The sequence below is a fragment of the Shewanella sp. YQ_9 genome (assembly GCF_043103185.1).
In the GTDB taxonomy this organism is placed as follows: domain Bacteria; phylum Pseudomonadota; class Gammaproteobacteria; order Enterobacterales; family Shewanellaceae; genus Shewanella; species Shewanella algae.
Map to the genome: position 1 here is coordinate 1 of NZ_JBICJO010000019.1, position 17,368 is coordinate 17,368.

Below are 17,368 nucleotides of genomic sequence, written 5' to 3' on the forward strand. Positions count from 1 at the left end.
AGCATTGGTGCCAACAACAGCGCCGACACCACCATTCTTGATGCCCAGAACCCACCAAGCATAGGTAACATCACCAATGTTGCCGTATCTGAAGAGGGGCTGACCGATGGTGCGCCGGATGATGTAGGCGACACAGATACAACAAATGCCGTGATAGCCAACGGTACCATTGAGCTGCAAGATCCTGACAACGATGAGCTGGAAGTTACGCTTAGCGGCCCATCAGGTATAACCTCCGGAGGCGTCGATGTAACCTGGAGTTGGGATGCCAGTACTCAGACTTTGACAGGCTCTGCCGGTTCAACTGTGGTGATGACCATATCGCTCACGGCTCCTGCGGGTAACAGCAGTGGTACTTGGGGTTATGAGGTCACACTGCATGCTCCGCTGGATCATCCTGTAGCCAATGTTGAAGATGTGCTCAATTTGAACTTTGGCATTGATGTCGCGGATGGTTCAGGAGCGACAGACTCAAGTTCATTCCAGGTTACAGTTGAAGACGACTCACCTGTTGTCGATGTTGAACCTATCTTGGATGGGGTCAACACTGTTGGCACCTATACTGGGGCCATGAACACATCAGGAGCAGATAAAGACTATAGTGCCGATCTCAGCGGCAACGTAAACGGCTGGGATGCTGGTTCTCAAACCTACTTTGGTGCTTCTGATATCACGGCCGGAGGCAAAACAGTCTTCTTCTTTGTCGATCCAAACAACCCGGATCAACTGTTCGCTTATACAAGCGATGAAAGCCCTGCTACGGCCTATGATGCGTCTAACCCTGATCAGACGCTGATCTTTACCCTCAACACAGATCCAAACAGCGACAGCTATCAACTGGATATATTGCAGAGCATAGACAAGCTGGAAGAGATAGACATTGGCGCGTTGGACGGAGGTAAAGGAGGCATCAGCGGTACCGTGTATGTCACTTATGACAACGCTACCGGTGCCTACAACATATACAACGATCCAAGCAAAGTGCCCTCTGATGCCGAAGTTGCTTTCACGCTTTACGGCCGTGATGGCAACGGAGACTTGGCCGATGTCAATGGTACAGACAACGGCTTTGGGGTGGCTAACCCTTGGGTTTCAGGTGGTGAGACCCTTATCGTTGACTATGCAGACACAGTAGCCAGTGCCAGCTTTAACTTCAACGTCGGTAATAACGACCCTGTGCTGGTGCACTACAAGGCCTATGATGCCAACGGTCAACTGCTGGGTGAAGGCGAAATCGGCCCCAACGAAGTTATCAGTGATTTGGGCGCTATCGCCTATATCGAGCTGAGTGCTGTAACGCCTGACGGTGCCAAGTTCCAACTGACCGGCACAACCGCTCAGGAGATCGTCAGCTCCACAGAGCCTCTGGATCTGGACTTTGGTGTAGTGGTCACTGACAGTGACGGCGATCAGACCAACGGCAATCTGGATATTCACCTGGATGCTCCAGGAGGCGCTCCAGTCGCTATTACCTCCTATGCACTGGCCAGTCTGGATGAATTTGGTTTGCAGGATGACAACCTGGATACCGATCAACAGTCACTGCGCTTCAAGGCTGGTGACAGTGAACTTTCAGACTTCGGCTTCAACTATCAAAATGGTGACTTCAGCGGTATTACAGTGGAAGGGATAAGAGAAAACTTCCCATTGAGCTGGCGCCTTGAGGGTGAGTACCTGATAGCTTCAATGCCGGGTAATGGTCCAAATAAAGACGTATTGAAGATCAGTCTGGATTGGTCTGCCATAGCGGCAGGCAGTGAAGGCAATATCATAGTCAACGCTGAGCTGATAGGGAATCTCCCCCATAACATAGATGTCGACTCTCTGAAGATTTCAGGTATTGAGATTGTTGGTACAGATAACAACAACCAAACCGCAGTATCGACTCTGGACGTTAAAGTCGAGAAGTACACGGCTGCAGTGGATGATTACCAAGAAATCAATGAAGATCAGCTGGCAACCGGCAACATTTTTGACAATGACACAGGTGAGTTCAGCGATGGCCAAGACATTGAACTGGCCAGCTTTACCGTAGCCGGGGATAGCCAGGTCTACATCGCAGGAGAAGATGTCACAGTTGAGGGTGGCACTCTGGTTATCAATCTGGATGGTAGTTATACCTTTACTCCGGAAGCCAACTGGAACGGTACTGTGCCCGTTATCACCTATGTGACCAACAATGGTGATACTGCGACCCTGACCATCAAGGTCAACAGTGTCAACGACGCACCGACTATCGTTACCACTACCAATGCTGTTGTCTCTGAGGAAGGCTTGACCAATGGCCTGCCGGATTCAAACGGCAGCAGTGATACCACTGACAGTGCCACTGCAAATGGCACTATCCAGCTTCAGGATGTGGATGGTGATGCACTGACTGTTAGCCTGACACCACCAAGTGGTATCACCTCAGGTGGCCAGGCTGTTACCTGGCAGTGGGACGTTGCGACTCACACCCTGACAGGCTCTGTAGGTAACCTTGCAGTAATGACTGTGGTACTGACACCGCCAGCGGGTAATGGCAGTGGTGATTGGGACTATCAGGTCAATCTGTTGGGACCAATAGATCACCCTGATACCAGCATTGAAGATGTTAAAGATCTGACATTTGGTGTCAGTGTTAATGACGGCAATGGCGGTACTGTCTCCGGTAGCTTTGTGGTCAGTGTCGAAGATGATGCGCCTTACATGCCTGATACAGCTCCGGTAACGGCTACGGTAACCGATATTCCGGATACTCTCATAGGCGCCTTCGATCTGACCGGTTACACAGGTAATAGAGGGGAACTGGACTTTAATGGTTTCACCATCACTGCCAGAGGTTTTACCTCATCTACCGACCACACTCTGACCTCGGCAAATATTAACGGCAGCAGTTCAGGCATAGGGGTTGCCAGTGTTGGCTCGCCATACCACAACATAGCCAACGAAGTAGATTTCCGTGAATTTGCTGATGGCACCGGCGTTTCTGAAGAAGTCATCATAGATCTGGATCCCAACACCCTGGCGTTCGGCATGAAGATAGAGTTTGCCAACATCTTCGGAGGTGAGCTTGAAAGCGGTGTGGTTGAGTTCTGGCGTGATGGCCAACTTATATCGACCCAAACCTTCAGCTCTGATGCCGGTAACGGTGACTATGCGGCTGACTTTAACGTGCAGGATGGTGGCTTTGATAGAGTTGTTATCAAGGCAACCGACAACGGCACAGCCCCCAGCCATGGAGACAACAGTGACTTCACGATTTCCTCGATAGAATTCACTGGTACAGGCAATGCCCCGGCAATCGCCTATGCTTCCGGTGAAGTAACAGCCCAATGGGGCGCTGATGGCCAAGGCAGCCTTGCATTGGCAGGTGTGACCGACACATCCCTGGTTACCGCCAGCGGGGAAGCCGTTGAAGTGACCCTTTCAGGCAATACTTTGCTGGGTCAAACAGACTCGGGCGACTTGGTCTTTAAGCTGGAATTCACCCCAGGTACAGGCCACTGGGACTTCTATCAGTACCAGACCATGCAGGGCACCGAAGACGGCGACCTGGACTTTGCGGTAACGGTAACCGATGCCGATGGTGACTCTTACACCGGCAATATTGCGGTGGTGCCTGTATTTAACTATCAGGTCACTGAAGCGGGTCCAGGCGATCAAACGGTCAATTTGGGTAACGCCGAAGATATCGTTATCGGCGATCTGGATGGCACTGTTGTGGTTCCCGGGCAGGATTACAATATCGCCTTTATGGTCGATAGCTCGGGGAGTATTGGTAATTCGGCTATGGAGGCGATGAAACTTCAGTTGACTCAAGTATTTGAGACACTGAAAGCCAGCGCCGATTCAGATAATGCCGGTACAGTTAACATATTTTTGACTGATTTCGACTCTCAAGCTAATTTGTCAGTCAGCGTCGACCTGGGAGATCCAGACGCCCTGAATAAGCTCCAAACCGTTATCGATAGCATGGATGGAGGTTATTGGACCGGTGGTGGCACCAACTACGAAGATGTTATCAAGACAACAGCAAACTGGTTCCACAGCGATACAGCTCTTGCCAACAGTGACGCTGAGAATCTGGCATTCTTTATCACGGATGGCGCACCATCTACCTATCAGGACTATGAGAATACCAACCCGATAGTCAATCGAAAGACTGGCGAGACTCTGGACGACTTGGTCAACGTCAATAACTTTACTTTGGGTGAGGCGTTTTACGCCAATATCGGAGGACAGTCGAGACTAATCATAGATGCCGACGGAAATCTTTATCAATGGAGCCAAGGTCGTGGAGGCTGGAGTTCGCAAAATATTGGCGATATTCGGGCTCAAGGAGACGGTACTTACGAGATATCAAGTACGTACAATAATAATTACTGGGCATTGCAAAACGCTCTAAGTGCCCTGCCATTACTGACAGGCAATGGTGTCATTGTGCAAGCCATAGGTATAGGTAACAATATTTCGACTGACACATTGCAACAGTTTGACAGTGATGGAAATGTCCAAACCAATGTCTCTGCCGATGAACTTGCCGACGCGATTCTCGGCAATGAAATCACCAATATGCCTGGCTCAGATACCTTGGATGGCGGTGCGGGTAACGACATCATCTTCGGTGACGTGATTCGCTTTGATGGTATTCAAGGTCAGGGTTACAACGCGCTCAAAGCCTTTATTGCCGGCGAGTTGGGCCAAAGTGATGTGACCGATGCTGAAATTCACAACTATATCAGCGAGCATTCAAACCTCTTTGATAAGTCAAGCGCCAACGACAAGGGTGATATCATCCGCGGCGGTGACGGAAGCGATATTCTGTTTGGCCAAGGCGGTAATGATGAACTCTACGGCGGCAATGGTAATGATATGCTGTTCGGTGGTAATGGCAACGACCTGCTGGTTGGCGGCAATGGTGATGATTGGCTCACCGGTGGCCAAGGCGTAGATACCTTCAGCTGGAAAGCGGGTGAAACCGGCACCGACCATATCACTGACTTTGAGCTCAACAAAGATCAGCTGAACCTCAGTGATCTGCTGTTGGGTGAAGAGCACAACTCACTGGAGCAATATTTCGAATTCAGTGTTGCTGATGGCAATACCACTATCTCGATCGATGCAGATCTGGATGGTGAATTCGATCAGCACATAGTGCTCGACGGTGTCGACCTGTTTGCGACATACGGCAGTGATGAAAGCGACATTATCAATGGCTTACTGGGGAACAGTGGCGATGGTCCTCTGATTGTCGACACTCAATCGGGTAACCCTGGTTCCTCCTATGTCAGTCAAACCAGCTCCAGTGGCCTGGATGAGCAAAAAACGCTGGATTCAGTGTTTTAAAAGCTCTGTTGTTTGAATGCTAGCCCATATTGCAATTCGCAATATGGGCTAGCATGGCTGATACTAGAATTAATCATATAAAACGAAAGGATAAGTCGTTCTGTGACCGCATCCGCTTCACCTAAACCTGAGCAATGGACTATCTCGGCTTCCCAGCGAGTCACTGTGGATCCTCTGCTCGACAGTCTGGTTCTATTGACGGAATACTTTGGCAGCCCCTGTTCCAGTGAGTCTCTGGCGGCAGGCCTGCCCCTGTCTTCGGCTATTCTGTCCCCGGAACTGGTACCTCAGGCAGCTGCAAGGGCCGGTCTAACCGCCAAGCTTTCCCGTAAAGGCTTGAATCAGGTTACTGCTATTCAGCTTCCCTGTATCTTGCTTTTGAAAGACAAGAAAGCCTGCATTCTTCGCGAGCTGGATCTGGAGCAACAGCATGCCGTGATCCAATTACCAGAAACCGGCGGCGAACAACGCCTGTCCATGGAGGAGCTGGAAACCCTCTATGTAGGCTATCTGTTTCTGGTTAAACAGCAGTACCGTGGCGATATGGGGTTTGATGTTTATCATCACGATCACAGTAAACACTGGTTACTGCAAACCATCAAAGACTCGGCCCCCATCTATCGTGATGCCCTGATTGCCTCAATCCTGGTGAACTTGTTTGCCCTGGTTTCACCGCTGTTTATCATGAACGTCTACGATAAAGTGGTGCCTAACCTGGCATTCGAATCACTGTGGGTACTGGCCATCGGAGCCGGTATTGCTTATCTGTTTGATTTGGTCATGAGGCAGCTGAGAAGTTACCTTATCGATGTTGCCGGTAAGAAAGTCGACATCATAGTCTCGTCGCGACTGTTTTATAAGGCAATCGGCATTCCCCTCGAAAACCGCTCAGCCAGTGTCGGCGGCATGGCGCGTCAATTAGGTGAGTTTGACAGCATCAGGGAGATCCTTACTTCGGCGACCATCACCACCTTGGTCGACCTGCCCTTCGCCCTGCTGTTTATGTTGATCATCTATCTGGTCGCCGGCGATCTGGCACTGATCCCATTAGTCGCCAGCTTAATCATCATCAGCTATACCCTGATCATTCAGCCCAGGCTCAAGACTGCCATTGAGGAAAGCAATAAATTTGCCAGCCTCAAACACGGCCATCTAATCGAAAGTCTGGCCTCTCTGGAGTCCATCAAGTCATACGGCGCGGAAGGCCTGGTACAAAAAGCCTGGCAGCAGATGATAGGCCACACTGCCAACTGGCAGTTGAGATCGAAAAAGCTCTCCAACTCAGTGGCCAACGTTGCCAACTTTGTGGTGCAGTTGACCGTCGTCAGTGTCGTCATTCTCGGCGTCTACCGGGTTGCCGACAATGATATTTCCATGGGTGGGATCATTGCCGCTGTGATGCTTGCCAGCAGAGCAGTTGCACCCATGGCGCAACTGGCCGGCTTGATGACTCGAGCCAACCAGACGGCCAGCGCGCTGAGACAGCTGGATCAGATAATGACCCAGGAAGATGAGTTTGAAAACAAAGGCCACCTGGTCAGCAAACAGCGCCTGATGGGCAAGATAGAAGCCGACGACCTCAGCTTCAGTTACCCTGGTTCGGAAAAACTTGTATTGCATCCCTTCGCCTTGAGGATCCGCCCCGGCGAGCGGATAGCCATTATCGGCCGTAATGGCAGCGGTAAGAGTACCTTGGCCAAGCTGCTGGTCGGGTTATTCAAACCCAGTAACGGCAGCCTAAGATACGATGGCATAGACAGTGCCCAGATCCACCCCAGCGATCTACGCCGTAACTTCGGTTATCTGCCACAGGATGTCACCCTGTTCCACGGTTCGGTCAGAGACAATATTCTTTTCGGCACCCGTCAGGTCACCGAGCACCAGTTGATCCGAGCGGTACAGCTTTCCGGGGTCAACCTGTTTACCGATATGGAATCGGAAGGCCTGGATCAACAGGTAGGTGAAGGCGGCCACTCTCTGTCCAGGGGCCAACGGCAAACCGTGGCCTTGGCCAGAGCCATACTCAATGACCCACCCGTGCTGTTGATGGATGAACCCACAGCCAGCCTGGATGCCAGAGCCGAGAAGCAATTCATGCGCTCAATGCATAATGTCAGCCGAGACAGAACCTTGCTGATCATTACTCACAAGATGCACCTGCTGAATCTGGTGGATCGCATCATAGTGATGGATAGAGGCCACATCATTGCCGACGGTCCTAAGGATAAGGTGCTTGAAAAGCTCAACCAAGGGCTGATGGCAGGAGGCAAGTAATATGAATAAGCACCTGACTTCTGATGACTTGGAAATGGTAGACGATGTCTACGGCGCCATGATGACAGATGCTCCCACCAGCCACAGATTGATCATCTGGTCGCTGGCGATAATGATGCTCTGCTTCCTGACCTGGGCCTATTTCGCTTCTCTCGACCGAGTTACCAAGGGCACGGGTAAAGTGATCCCCTCTTCCCAGGTACAGGTCATTCAAAGTCTGGATGGCGGTATTTTGAAAGAGATGTACGTTCAAGAAGGCATGCTGGTCAAACAGGGTGAGCCCTTGGTTCGCATCGATGACACACGTTTCCGTTCCGATGCCGCCCAGCAGGAGCAAGAGGTCTACAGCCTTCAGGCCAACGTTATTCGCCTGCAGGCCGAGCTGAACAGTATCTTTATCTCAGACATGGCCAACGATTGGCGGGAACAGCTCAAGATCACCAAGATCCCGCTGGTATTTCCTGCCGAACTGGCCGAGAAGGAGCCTGAGCTGGTCAAGCGCCAACAGGATGAATACGCCGGCCGTCTGGACAACCTCAGCAACCAGGTCGAAATCCAGGCAAGGCAAATCCAGCAGCGGCAGCAGGAAACCGAAGAGTTAACCTCAAAAATCGGCACCCTGAGCACCAGTTATCGCTTGGTCAGCCGCGAGCTGGAACTGACCAAACCTCTGGCACAGAAAGGCATAGTGCCCGAGGTGGAACTCTTGAAGCTGGAACGTACAGTTAACGACATTCAGGGCGAACTGGCGACCCTCAGAGTAATGCGTCCCAAGCTCAAGGCCAACATGGATGAGGCCATACTCAAACGCCGGGAAGCGGTATTGGTTTACGCCGCCGACTCCCGCGCACAACTGAATGAGATGCAGGCCAAGCTGGCAAGAATGAATGAGGCCCAAGTGGGAACCAAGGATAAAGTCAGCAAAGCCGTCATAACCTCACCGGTCAATGGAACCATTAAAACCATAAATATCAATACATTGGGAGGAGTTGTTCAGCCAGGTATCGATATCATGGAGATAGTTCCTTCCGAAGACCAACTGCTGATCGAAACCCGAATTTTACCAAAGGATATCGCCTTCCTGCATCCGGGGCTGCCCGCCATAGTTAAGGTTACCGCCTATGATTTTACCCGTTACGGCGGCTTGAAAGGCACTGTGGAACAGATAAGTGCAGACACTACTCAAGATGAAGAAGGCAACAGCTTTTATTTGGTAAAAGTGCGGACCGAAGAGTCCAGTTTAATTAAAGACGATGGCACTGAGATGCCCATTATTCCCGGCATGTTGACCTCTGTTGACGTAATTACCGGGAAAAGAACTGTCCTTGAGTACATACTTAATCCCATTCTAAGGGCCAAAGAAACAGCGTTAAGAGAACGCTAGGCTCAAAGTCACAATAAACCTGGAGGGTTTAGCATGAACAAGAAAGTTACTCGGCTGGTGAAACCCAGTGCCTTGGCACTGGCGATTACCGGGCTGATGTTGCCCACGGCAGGGTTTGGTCAGACCCTGGAACAAGCCGTAGCGCAGACATTGGATACCAACCCGGAACTACGGCTCGCCTTTAACCGCTTCAAGGCTCGTGAAGAGCAGGTGAACCAGGCCATAGCCGGTTATATGCCAACGGTAGATATTACCGGTGGCTACGGCTATGAATACACAGACAGTCCGGCCACCCGTCGCCGTTTGGCCGGCACCCTGGATGATGAAATTGAACTCAAACGAGGCGAATTCGGTGTCAGCATCAAGCAGATGCTGTTCGACGGCTTCTTTACCAGCAGTGAAGTCGACAGATACAGCTTCGAAGCCAGTGCCGATCAATGGGCGCTGTTTGCCGCTGCCGAAGATATGGCGCTGGATGTTGCCAAGGTCTATATCAACTACATACGTACCGAGCAGGTGCTGACACTGGCAGAGAAGAACCTCAAGAGCCACCAGGATATCTACGAGCAGATCAAGCAGCGTACTGATTCGGGCCTGGGTTCTACTGCGGATCTGTCGCAAATCACAGGTCGTCTGGCCCGTGCCAACGCCAACGTAGTGTCGGCGCGCAATAACTTCCTCGATGCCAAGAGTCAGTTTTTCCGCATCACCCATCAGCAGCCGGAAGACCTGATAGTACCGGTTCCGGATGCCGATATGTTGCCGGCAGATATAGATGCCAGTATCAAGATGGCTCAGGAGTACCATCCTATTCTCAAGTCGGCCGCCAGTGATATTCGCGCCGCCGAGTATGAGAAGTCGTCGGCTCAGTCCAACTACTACCCCAAGATCACGTTGGAAGTGGAAGGCAACCTGAACAACAACCTGGACGGTGAAGACGGTTTTAGCCGTATCGCCAGCCAAAATGTCGGCGGCTACAACAATGACATTCTGGCCATGGTCAGGGTTCGTTATAACCTGTTCGCCGGTGGCCGCGACTTGGCTCGCGAGAAAGAGGCCAGCTACAAGATAGGTGAAGCTAAAGAGATCCGTGAGCGCGCCTATCGTGAAGTGGTTGAAGGCGCCAACCTTGCCTGGAACGCTTATGAGTTCCTGGGGCCACAGAAGCAGTATATTCGCGAGCATGTCATTGCCGCCAAAGACACTCAAGTCGCCTACTCACAGCAGTTCAACCTGGGTCAGCGCACCCTGCTCGACTTGCTGGATACCGAGAATGAGCTGTTTGAAGCCAGAAAAGACTATCTGACCGCCGAGTACGACGAAGTGATTGCCAAATACCGCGTACTCAATGCCACAGGTCAACTACTAGACTCGCTTAGAGTCACCCGCCCCGATGTATGGAAAGGGGAGCGTGAATATGAAGGAGGAGTTAAATAATGAAACTCTTTATCACCCTGCTTAGCGTCGCCATACTGGCGGGCTGCTCAATGCGTGACACTGTTTCCATGGATCAGCCGACAGCTCAGGTCAACGATCTCAATGATAATGACAGAGACGGTGTTATCGAAGCCCGTGAGCGCTGCTCAGGTACCGTTGAAGGTGCCAACATTGATAACTATGGTTGTGGTAAGATCAAGCCTATCAATGAGCGTTCCGAGTTGAAAATACTCTTTGCCAACGACTCCTTCTACATAGATCCTCAGTACTATGATCAAATTGGTGTTATTGCTGACTTTATGAAGCAATATCCCAGCACCAAGGTGACGATTGAAGGACACTGTAGCCGTACCGGCAGCTATGAGCATAACCTCGAGCTGTCACAGAATCGGGCAAACGCCGTAACCAAAGTGCTTGAAGATCAATTCGGTATCACTGCCGATAGACTGACAGCCATAGGTTACAGTTACGATAGACCAGTAGATCCAACAGATACGCAATTGGCCCACAAACGTAACCGCCGAGTGATCGCCGAAGTAACAGGCGAAGACACTATGGCCGATATGAAGTGGAACATCTACACTGTGGATCAAGAAGTGAAATAGGACCTTGATATCCCCATATGACAGGCAGGCTCAACCAGTATTCACTGCTCAGACGGGTCTGCCATTACACAGTACTGGCATCGACTCTAGCAGTGTCATGCCTGTACGCCGCTTCAACCCAACAGCTCGACCCCAACAGCATTACCAGGACACTGGAAGCTCGTTATGGCGAGCGGGCAGGCCTCAGAGCCAGAGCTTGGTTCAAGATATTGGACGAGGCGCAAGGGTTGGACGATATGGGGAAAATCACCAAGGTAAACAACTTCTTTAACCTGTTTCGCTTTGTAGATGATATCAAGCTCTGGGGGATGGCCAACTACTGGGCCACCCCTTTAGAGTTTATCGGAGTAAATGGTGGTGACTGTGAAGACTTCTCCATCGCCAAATACTTCACTCTGCTGCAGTTGGGCATACCTGAAGACAAGATGCGCATCACCATGGTTAAGGCAACCAGTGTTAATCAGTACCATATGGTGCTGGCCTATTATGAGACGCCCTCCTCTGTTCCTCTTATTCTGGACAACCTGGATCGCGAGCTCAAACCGGCAACTCAACGCAGAGACCTGATCCCTGTGTACAGCTTTAACGGTAAGCAATTGTGGCTAAACAAAGAGAAAGGACGCGGTGTATTGGCAGGCTCATCCGCTCGCTTGGAAAAGTGGAATGACCTGAGACACAGATTAGGGGCTGATCGCTTACGTCAGCCAAAATTAAAACTGGAGTAGCTACAGCAATGACACTGTTTCGACAGATATACTCGTTACTGTTTGGGCTGTTTCTCTTGGTTGTAGCCAGTGTGGGCTATGTGCAATTCAATGAGACCCAGAACTTTCTGACCGAGCAGATGGAGTCGGACCTCAATAATGTCAGCCATTCATTGGGATTGATGTTGGTTCCATCGCTGGAGGCCGGTGATCTCGCCACCGCAGAAACCATGGTGAATGTCATCTTCGAGGGTGGCTATTACCAAGAGGTGAAACTCACCTGGTTGGTCGACGGTAAACAGCAGGTCTGGAATAACAATATCCGCATCGAAGATGTGCCCCAATGGTTTATCGATCTGGGGATCTTCACCCCGTTACGCAAGGAAAGTACCATTACTTCGGGTTGGTTGCAGCTGGCCAAGTTGGAAATTACCGCGCACCCGGGTTTCGGCTACCATGAACTGTGGCGCATTATGAGCCACACCCTGATAGCCTTTTCAATCCTGTTTTTGGTCGCCATTCTATTCGCCCGTCTGGGCCTGACCTGGATCCTCAGTCCACTGCATGCCATTGCCGAACACGCCAAGAGCATTGCCAAACGGGAATTCGGTCCGGATATGCCGCTCCCCAAAACCCTGGAACTCAGGGATGTGGTTAACGCCTTCAACAGCATGTCGGCCCAGTTGAAGAAGATCTTCAGCTCTCTGGACGAAGAAGTTACCGCACTCAGGAAGAAGAATCTGGTGGATCAAGTATCCAACCTACCCAACCGTCAATATATGATGGGCCGAATTGGTGGTTGGCTCGGTGAACCCGGCAGCGGTGCCCTGATGATGGCCAAGTTCGATTGGCTCGAAGAAGTGCATAGCAAGTATGGCTATCAGGTAAGAGACGAAACCATCAAGCTGCTCTCGGAAAAACTGCAGCATGAGCTGGGCGAAATCTGTGAATCTGTCATTGCCCGTATCGCCGCCTATGAATTTGCTTTCCTGGTCACCAATGTTGAGCGTGAACAGTTAAGTAAGTATCTACAGACGTTGATCCGCACCATCAACCAGGAAATGGTCAAGGCGGGTTGCAAACCCAATGAAGACTACGCCATAGGTATTGCCGAGCGCATAGGACAGATGAACAGCTCAGAACTGCTGGCACGCTCGGACAATGCCCTGCAAATCGCCCTCAAGGAAGGCAAGGTCTATCACTGGTTGGAGACCAATGAGCAGCAGTTGTTCAGCCGCGAACAATGGCGTGACAAGCTTACCGAAGCAATTAATCGTAAACAGTTCCGTTTCCGTTGGCAGCCAGTGCACTATCAGGACTCAGACAACGTACTGCAGCGGGAGCTTTTCTGTCAGCTGCAGATAGGTGACAAACTGGTACACGCCGGCCAGTTCATGCCTTATGTCGAGCTATTGTCCTTGGGTAGCCTGCTCGACCGCTGCCTGATTGAAAAGATCAGCGAAGATGAGTTGTTGGAGAAAAATGCCGAAGCAGTTGCGGTTAACCTCACCCATCACAGCATCAGCGATCCCAAGTTCCACGAATGGCTCAATCACTTCCTGCGTAACAGTCGCCATGCAAGCCGGTTGGCCTTTGAATTACCGGAAGCCGCCATCTATACCGATATCGATGCCTGCCAGGCGCTGTGTACCGTTATCCGCGACAATGGCGCCAGCATAGGGATAGACCATTTCGGCCGTCAGTTCGGCTCCATGTCTTATCTGCAAAGCCTGCGGCCGGCTTACGTCAAGCTGGATCAATCCTTTGCACAATATGATGAAAACCAGCACAACAGCGAACTGTGCCGGGCACTGGTGAACGTGGCCCGAGGACTGGAAATCGATGTGATAGTCACAGGTATTCAGGAGAAAGGTCAGTTGGAGCGCTTTACGCCACTCAAGACCCAAGCATACCAAGGCTTTATTTCACCGCCGGTGAATGTGGAGTAACTGATATAAGGCTCCCTTCGGGGAGCCTTTCCTTTACCCGAAGCTGCTAGAGACAGCGAAAACCCAAGACACTTAAGCATCTAGTAAGCATCTAGAAGATGAAAAAAGAAAGCGTTGAGTACTAAGAAATCAACAAAAAAGCCCCTGATTTCTCAGGGGCTTAAATGTTTTGGTCGGTGATAGAGGATTCGAACCTCTGACCCTCTGCTCCCAAAGCAGATGCGCTACCAGGCTGCGCTAATCACCGAAATACTGTGTTGCTGGTTACCTTTGCAAATAGAGGGTCACCCTCTGCTCCGCTCTGGTTGCCAAATCGGTATGCGCAATCAAACTGCGCTAATCACCGAAATACTTTCCAGCTTTTACCCGACTTTAAGTCAGATAAATCAAATTTGGTCGGTGATAGAGGATTCGAACCTCTGACCCTCTGCTCCCAAAGCAGATGCGCTACCAGGCTGCGCTAATCACCGAAATATTGTTTTATTGGGCACCTAGAAAGGAAGAGGGTCACCCTCTGCTCCACTCTGGTTACCAAACCGGGAGGCGCTATCAATTGCGCTAATCACCGTAAGATTTGAAGCTGACTCGCTTCACGAAAGAAGTGGGGTGACTGATGGGACTTGAACCCACGACAACCGGAATCACAATCCGGGGCTCTACCAACTGAGCTACAATCACCACTGATATTTCTTTCACTGACTGGCACAACAGTTGAATCAAACTGGTGCGCCCAGAAGGATTCGAACCCTCGGCCTCACCCTCCGGAGGGGTGCGCTCTATCCAGCTGAGCTATGGGCGCCCGCCGTGTCAGCGCCGCATATAGTAGGAGGATTTACTCCCCGCGTCTACACCTGTTTTGCTTTTTTTCGGCTGTTTGCTCAAGTTTTGACTTAAATAGCACAACAATTATCCGACACCAGCCAAAAAATTGACTTGGATAATACCGTATTTCGTGCTATTCCTATCCTTTGATTGAAAACCACACAACAATTATATTGCAATTATTCCTTGGCGGATAACATGTTTAGGGATGAAACTCTCCATCAGCATTCGGCTCAGGAAGTCTCGAGTTTAGAAAAAAGGGTTGCCAGACTCAGACGACTGGCGGCCAAATACAAAAGAGCCGAAGCCACTCAGAACGCGCTGCTGGAGATCTCCAATATTGCCAATAAGGCAACCTCAATGGAGAGCTTCTACCAAGGCATGCACTTGCACCTTCAGCAACTGATCCCTGCCGACAACTTTTATATCTCCCTGCTCGATGCCCAGAAGCAACATCTGGAACTGCCGTTTTTCTCCGATGAAAAAGACTCCCACCCTTCTGAGCTCTATCCGGAACAGGAGCTATCTGAAATTCTGATGCAGGGTCTCACCGGTTATGTGCTGCGAACGGCCAAGCCCCTGTTGTGTGATGAGCGCAAAGCTGAAGAGCTGGCCGCCGCCGGGGAAATCATGTCCCTCGGCTCCCCCTGTCATCAGTGGCTCGGCGTGCCGATAATGCAAAATGACAGAGCAATCGGTGTCTTGGTGGTACAGAGCTACAATCCTGCCAGTTCCTACGGCGAGATGGAGTTTGAGCTGATGGCTTTCATCAGCCACCACATAGCCGGGGCCATGGAGCGATTACGGCATCATGAACAACTGGAACAAGCCATCACCCAGAGAACCCAGGAGCTGAGCCAGGCCTACGATAAGCTGAAACAGGAAGTCTATGAGAGGCGCCGCGCCGAGAGACTGCAAAAGTCCCTGTTTGAAATCGCCGAACTCTCCTCCTCAAACCTGGATGACAGCGAGTTTTATACCGAGCTGCACCGGGTCCTCAGTCATCTGTTGCCCGCCAATAACTGTTACATAGCCCTGCTGGACGACACGGCAACTGAGCTGCACTTTCCCTTCTATGTTTCCCAGCTCAGTGACCAGCCACCCAAATGCCGTCCCTTAATGGACGGACTGGTGGAATACCTGCTCAGATTGAAACGCCCCGTATTACTGGATCAGAGTGATATCCAATCTTTGGTGTGCGCCAAAGAGATATACAGCAAGGCTCCTGAGCTCAATCACACCCAGAGCATGCACCAATGGATTGGTGTGCCACTGTTTATTCAGGACAGAATTGCCGGCGCCCTGACTATCTATAGCTTCAGCATGCACCAGAACTATCAGTTCAAGGATCTTGAGCTGCTGACCTTTGTGTCGCAGCATATAGCTACGGCCATAGAGCGTAAGCTGGCCACCGAGGCACTGAAACGCAGTAACGAAGAGTTGGAAGAAAAGATCCTGGAGCGCACCCGCGAGCTGGCCACCACCAACCAAGAGTTACAAAAAGAGATCTCCCAGCGCCGAAAGGCAGAGCAACAACTGCTGCATGATGCCAAACACGACGCCCTGACCGGCTTGCCCAATCGGCTGATGTTTATGGAGCGTTTGAGCCAGGCCGTTAAGCATAATCGCCGACACATGCAGGACAAATTCGCTCTGCTGTTCGTCGATCTCGACCGTTTCAAGCTGATTAACGACACCCTGGGGCACCTGGAAGGCGACAAGTTTCTGGTTGAGACAGCCATCCGCCTCAAGTTTTGTATTCGCGACAACGACACCCTCGCCCGTCTCGGTGGCGATGAGTTTGTGATTTTGCTGGACGGGTTACGCACGGCCGACGATGCCAAGGAAGTCGCCGAGCGGATCCTCAAAGAGCTGTCACGCCCCTACGAGTTGGCCGATAAACAGTTCAACTCAGGCGCCAGTATCGGTATAGCCGTCAGTGGTCATCACAGGGATGACACCAGCGAGTCCATTCTGCGGGATGCCGACACCGCCATGTATATGGCCAAGACCCGAGGCAAGGGTTGCTATGTGGTATTCGATGAGAAATCGCATCAGCAACTGATGCAGGATGTGAGCCTGGAAAATGAACTGAGAAACGCCCTGGATACCCAGCAAATTCGGCTCAGTTACTTCCCGGTGCAGGATCTAAAGACCGGGCAACTACAGGCACTGGATGTACGCCTGTATTGGCCTCATCCACAACACGGCAAAATCAAACAGCAACAACTCGCCAATTTGGCAGAACAAGCCAACTTACAGCTGGAACTGGACAGGTATGCGATAGAGGCGCTGAACAGCGAGCTTCCCAAGCTGCAACTGGCCGCAGGTACCAAGTTGCATCTGGCCATCTGTAGCCAGCACCTCAAACATAAACACGCGCTGCGCAGTCTGAAAAACTGTCTGAGAAACTGCCGCTTCCCGCTTAACGACCTCTGCTTGTTTTTCAACGAGCAATCCTTGTCACGGGATCTGGAAAACCATATCAACGGCTTTGAAGTGCTCAAACGCTTGCAGGTCACTCTGGGGATCACAGGCTACGGCAGTGGTTACAGCCCCTTGATCAGCCTATCCTTCCTACCTGTCAATGTGCTGAGACTGGATGCCAGCCTGGTGTCACATCTGCAAAGCCCCCACCACAGACGCTTGCTCAAAGCGATACGCTTGAGTGCCGGCGCGCTGGAGCTTGAATTGGTATTGGATGGCGTCAATACCCAAGAGCAGAAACAGCAGCTGGCACAAATGGGCTTTAACTCAGGCCAGGGACAAGCCTTGGGGAGTCGCTTGAGCGCCGCTGACAGCAACAACACCGAAATCATAGATACGGCAACCCAGGTTTGTGCCTGAGTCGGGTCTTGAAGCCAA

At 51.2% G+C, this 17,368-nt stretch carries 8 protein-coding genes and 4 tRNA genes; 8 read left to right on the plus strand and 4 right to left on the minus strand.

Features of this window, described 5'->3' with window-relative positions; all coding sequences use genetic code 11:
- The 7 genes from ACF8D4_RS05150 to ACF8D4_RS05180 all read left to right on the plus strand — a co-directional run.
- On the plus strand, positions 1-5,328 hold a 5,328-nt coding region (locus tag ACF8D4_RS05150; RefSeq protein WP_392468496.1), incomplete at its 5' end, for a type I secretion C-terminal target domain-containing protein.
- A 102-nt stretch (positions 5,329-5,430) separates the two neighbouring features.
- A complete protein-coding gene (locus ACF8D4_RS05155) occupies positions 5,431-7,602 on the plus strand; it encodes a type I secretion system permease/ATPase (protein WP_392464716.1) in 2,172 nt (723 codons plus the stop codon).
- Position 7,603: 1 nt separating this feature from the next.
- Entirely contained in the window at positions 7,604-8,986 is a 1,383-nt protein-coding gene (locus ACF8D4_RS05160) for an HlyD family type I secretion periplasmic adaptor subunit (RefSeq protein WP_045283239.1), read from the plus strand.
- A 33-nt stretch (positions 8,987-9,019) separates the two neighbouring features.
- The gene (locus tag ACF8D4_RS05165) at positions 9,020-10,423 is read left to right on the plus strand and encodes a TolC family outer membrane protein (protein WP_025010061.1); all 1,404 of its coding nucleotides are present in this window, start codon (positions 9,020-9,022) and stop codon (positions 10,421-10,423) included.
- Positions 10,423-11,028, plus strand: coding sequence for an OmpA family protein (locus ACF8D4_RS05170; protein WP_025010062.1), 606 nt, complete (start codon positions 10,423-10,425; stop codon positions 11,026-11,028). The genes ACF8D4_RS05165 and ACF8D4_RS05170 overlap by 1 nt, the downstream gene beginning before the upstream one ends.
- Before the next feature lie 17 nt (positions 11,029-11,045).
- Complete coding sequence (locus ACF8D4_RS05175; RefSeq protein WP_025010063.1) at positions 11,046-11,753, plus strand: transglutaminase-like cysteine peptidase; 708 nt, start codon at positions 11,046-11,048, stop codon at positions 11,751-11,753.
- Positions 11,754-11,761: 8 nt separating this feature from the next.
- A complete protein-coding gene (locus ACF8D4_RS05180; protein WP_028780117.1) occupies positions 11,762-13,681 on the plus strand; it encodes an EAL domain-containing protein in 1,920 nt (639 codons plus the stop codon).
- 170 nt (positions 13,682-13,851) lie between these two features.
- Here the strand turns inward: ACF8D4_RS05180 and ACF8D4_RS05185 are convergent.
- The 4 genes from ACF8D4_RS05185 to ACF8D4_RS05200 all read right to left on the minus strand — a co-directional run bounded on the left by ACF8D4_RS05185 (position 13,852) and on the right by ACF8D4_RS05200 (position 14,480).
- Positions 13,852-13,928 (minus strand) — tRNA-Pro (locus ACF8D4_RS05185).
- A gap of 146 nt (positions 13,929-14,074) precedes the next feature.
- A tRNA-Pro gene (locus tag ACF8D4_RS05190) sits at positions 14,075-14,151 on the minus strand.
- 132 nt (positions 14,152-14,283) lie between these two features.
- Positions 14,284-14,359, minus strand: a tRNA-His gene (locus tag ACF8D4_RS05195).
- Positions 14,360-14,403: 44 nt separating this feature from the next.
- Positions 14,404-14,480, minus strand: a tRNA-Arg gene (locus ACF8D4_RS05200).
- A 221-nt stretch (positions 14,481-14,701) separates the two neighbouring features.
- Between ACF8D4_RS05200 and ACF8D4_RS05205 the strand changes: the two genes are divergently transcribed.
- On the plus strand, positions 14,702-17,350 hold the full coding sequence (locus ACF8D4_RS05205) for a diguanylate cyclase domain-containing protein (RefSeq protein WP_156018600.1): 2,649 nt from the start codon (positions 14,702-14,704) through the stop codon (positions 17,348-17,350).
- The last annotated feature ends 18 nt before the right edge of the window (positions 17,351-17,368 follow it).

Excerpts from the sequence above, each read along its gene's own strand:
- ACF8D4_RS05205 (WP_156018600.1), top strand. The coding sequence starts at position 14,702 with ATGTTTAGGGATGAAACTCTCCATCAGCATTCGGCTCAGGAAGTCTCG.
- ACF8D4_RS05175 (WP_025010063.1), top strand. The coding sequence starts at position 11,046 with ATGACAGGCAGGCTCAACCAGTATTCACTGCTCAGACGGGTCTGCCAT.
- ACF8D4_RS05170 (WP_025010062.1), top strand. The coding sequence starts at position 10,423 with ATGAAACTCTTTATCACCCTGCTTAGCGTCGCCATACTGGCGGGCTGC.
- ACF8D4_RS05160 (WP_045283239.1), top strand. The coding sequence starts at position 7,604 with ATGAATAAGCACCTGACTTCTGATGACTTGGAAATGGTAGACGATGTC.
- ACF8D4_RS05165 (WP_025010061.1), top strand. The coding sequence starts at position 9,020 with ATGAACAAGAAAGTTACTCGGCTGGTGAAACCCAGTGCCTTGGCACTG.
- ACF8D4_RS05180 (WP_028780117.1), top strand. The coding sequence starts at position 11,762 with ATGACACTGTTTCGACAGATATACTCGTTACTGTTTGGGCTGTTTCTC.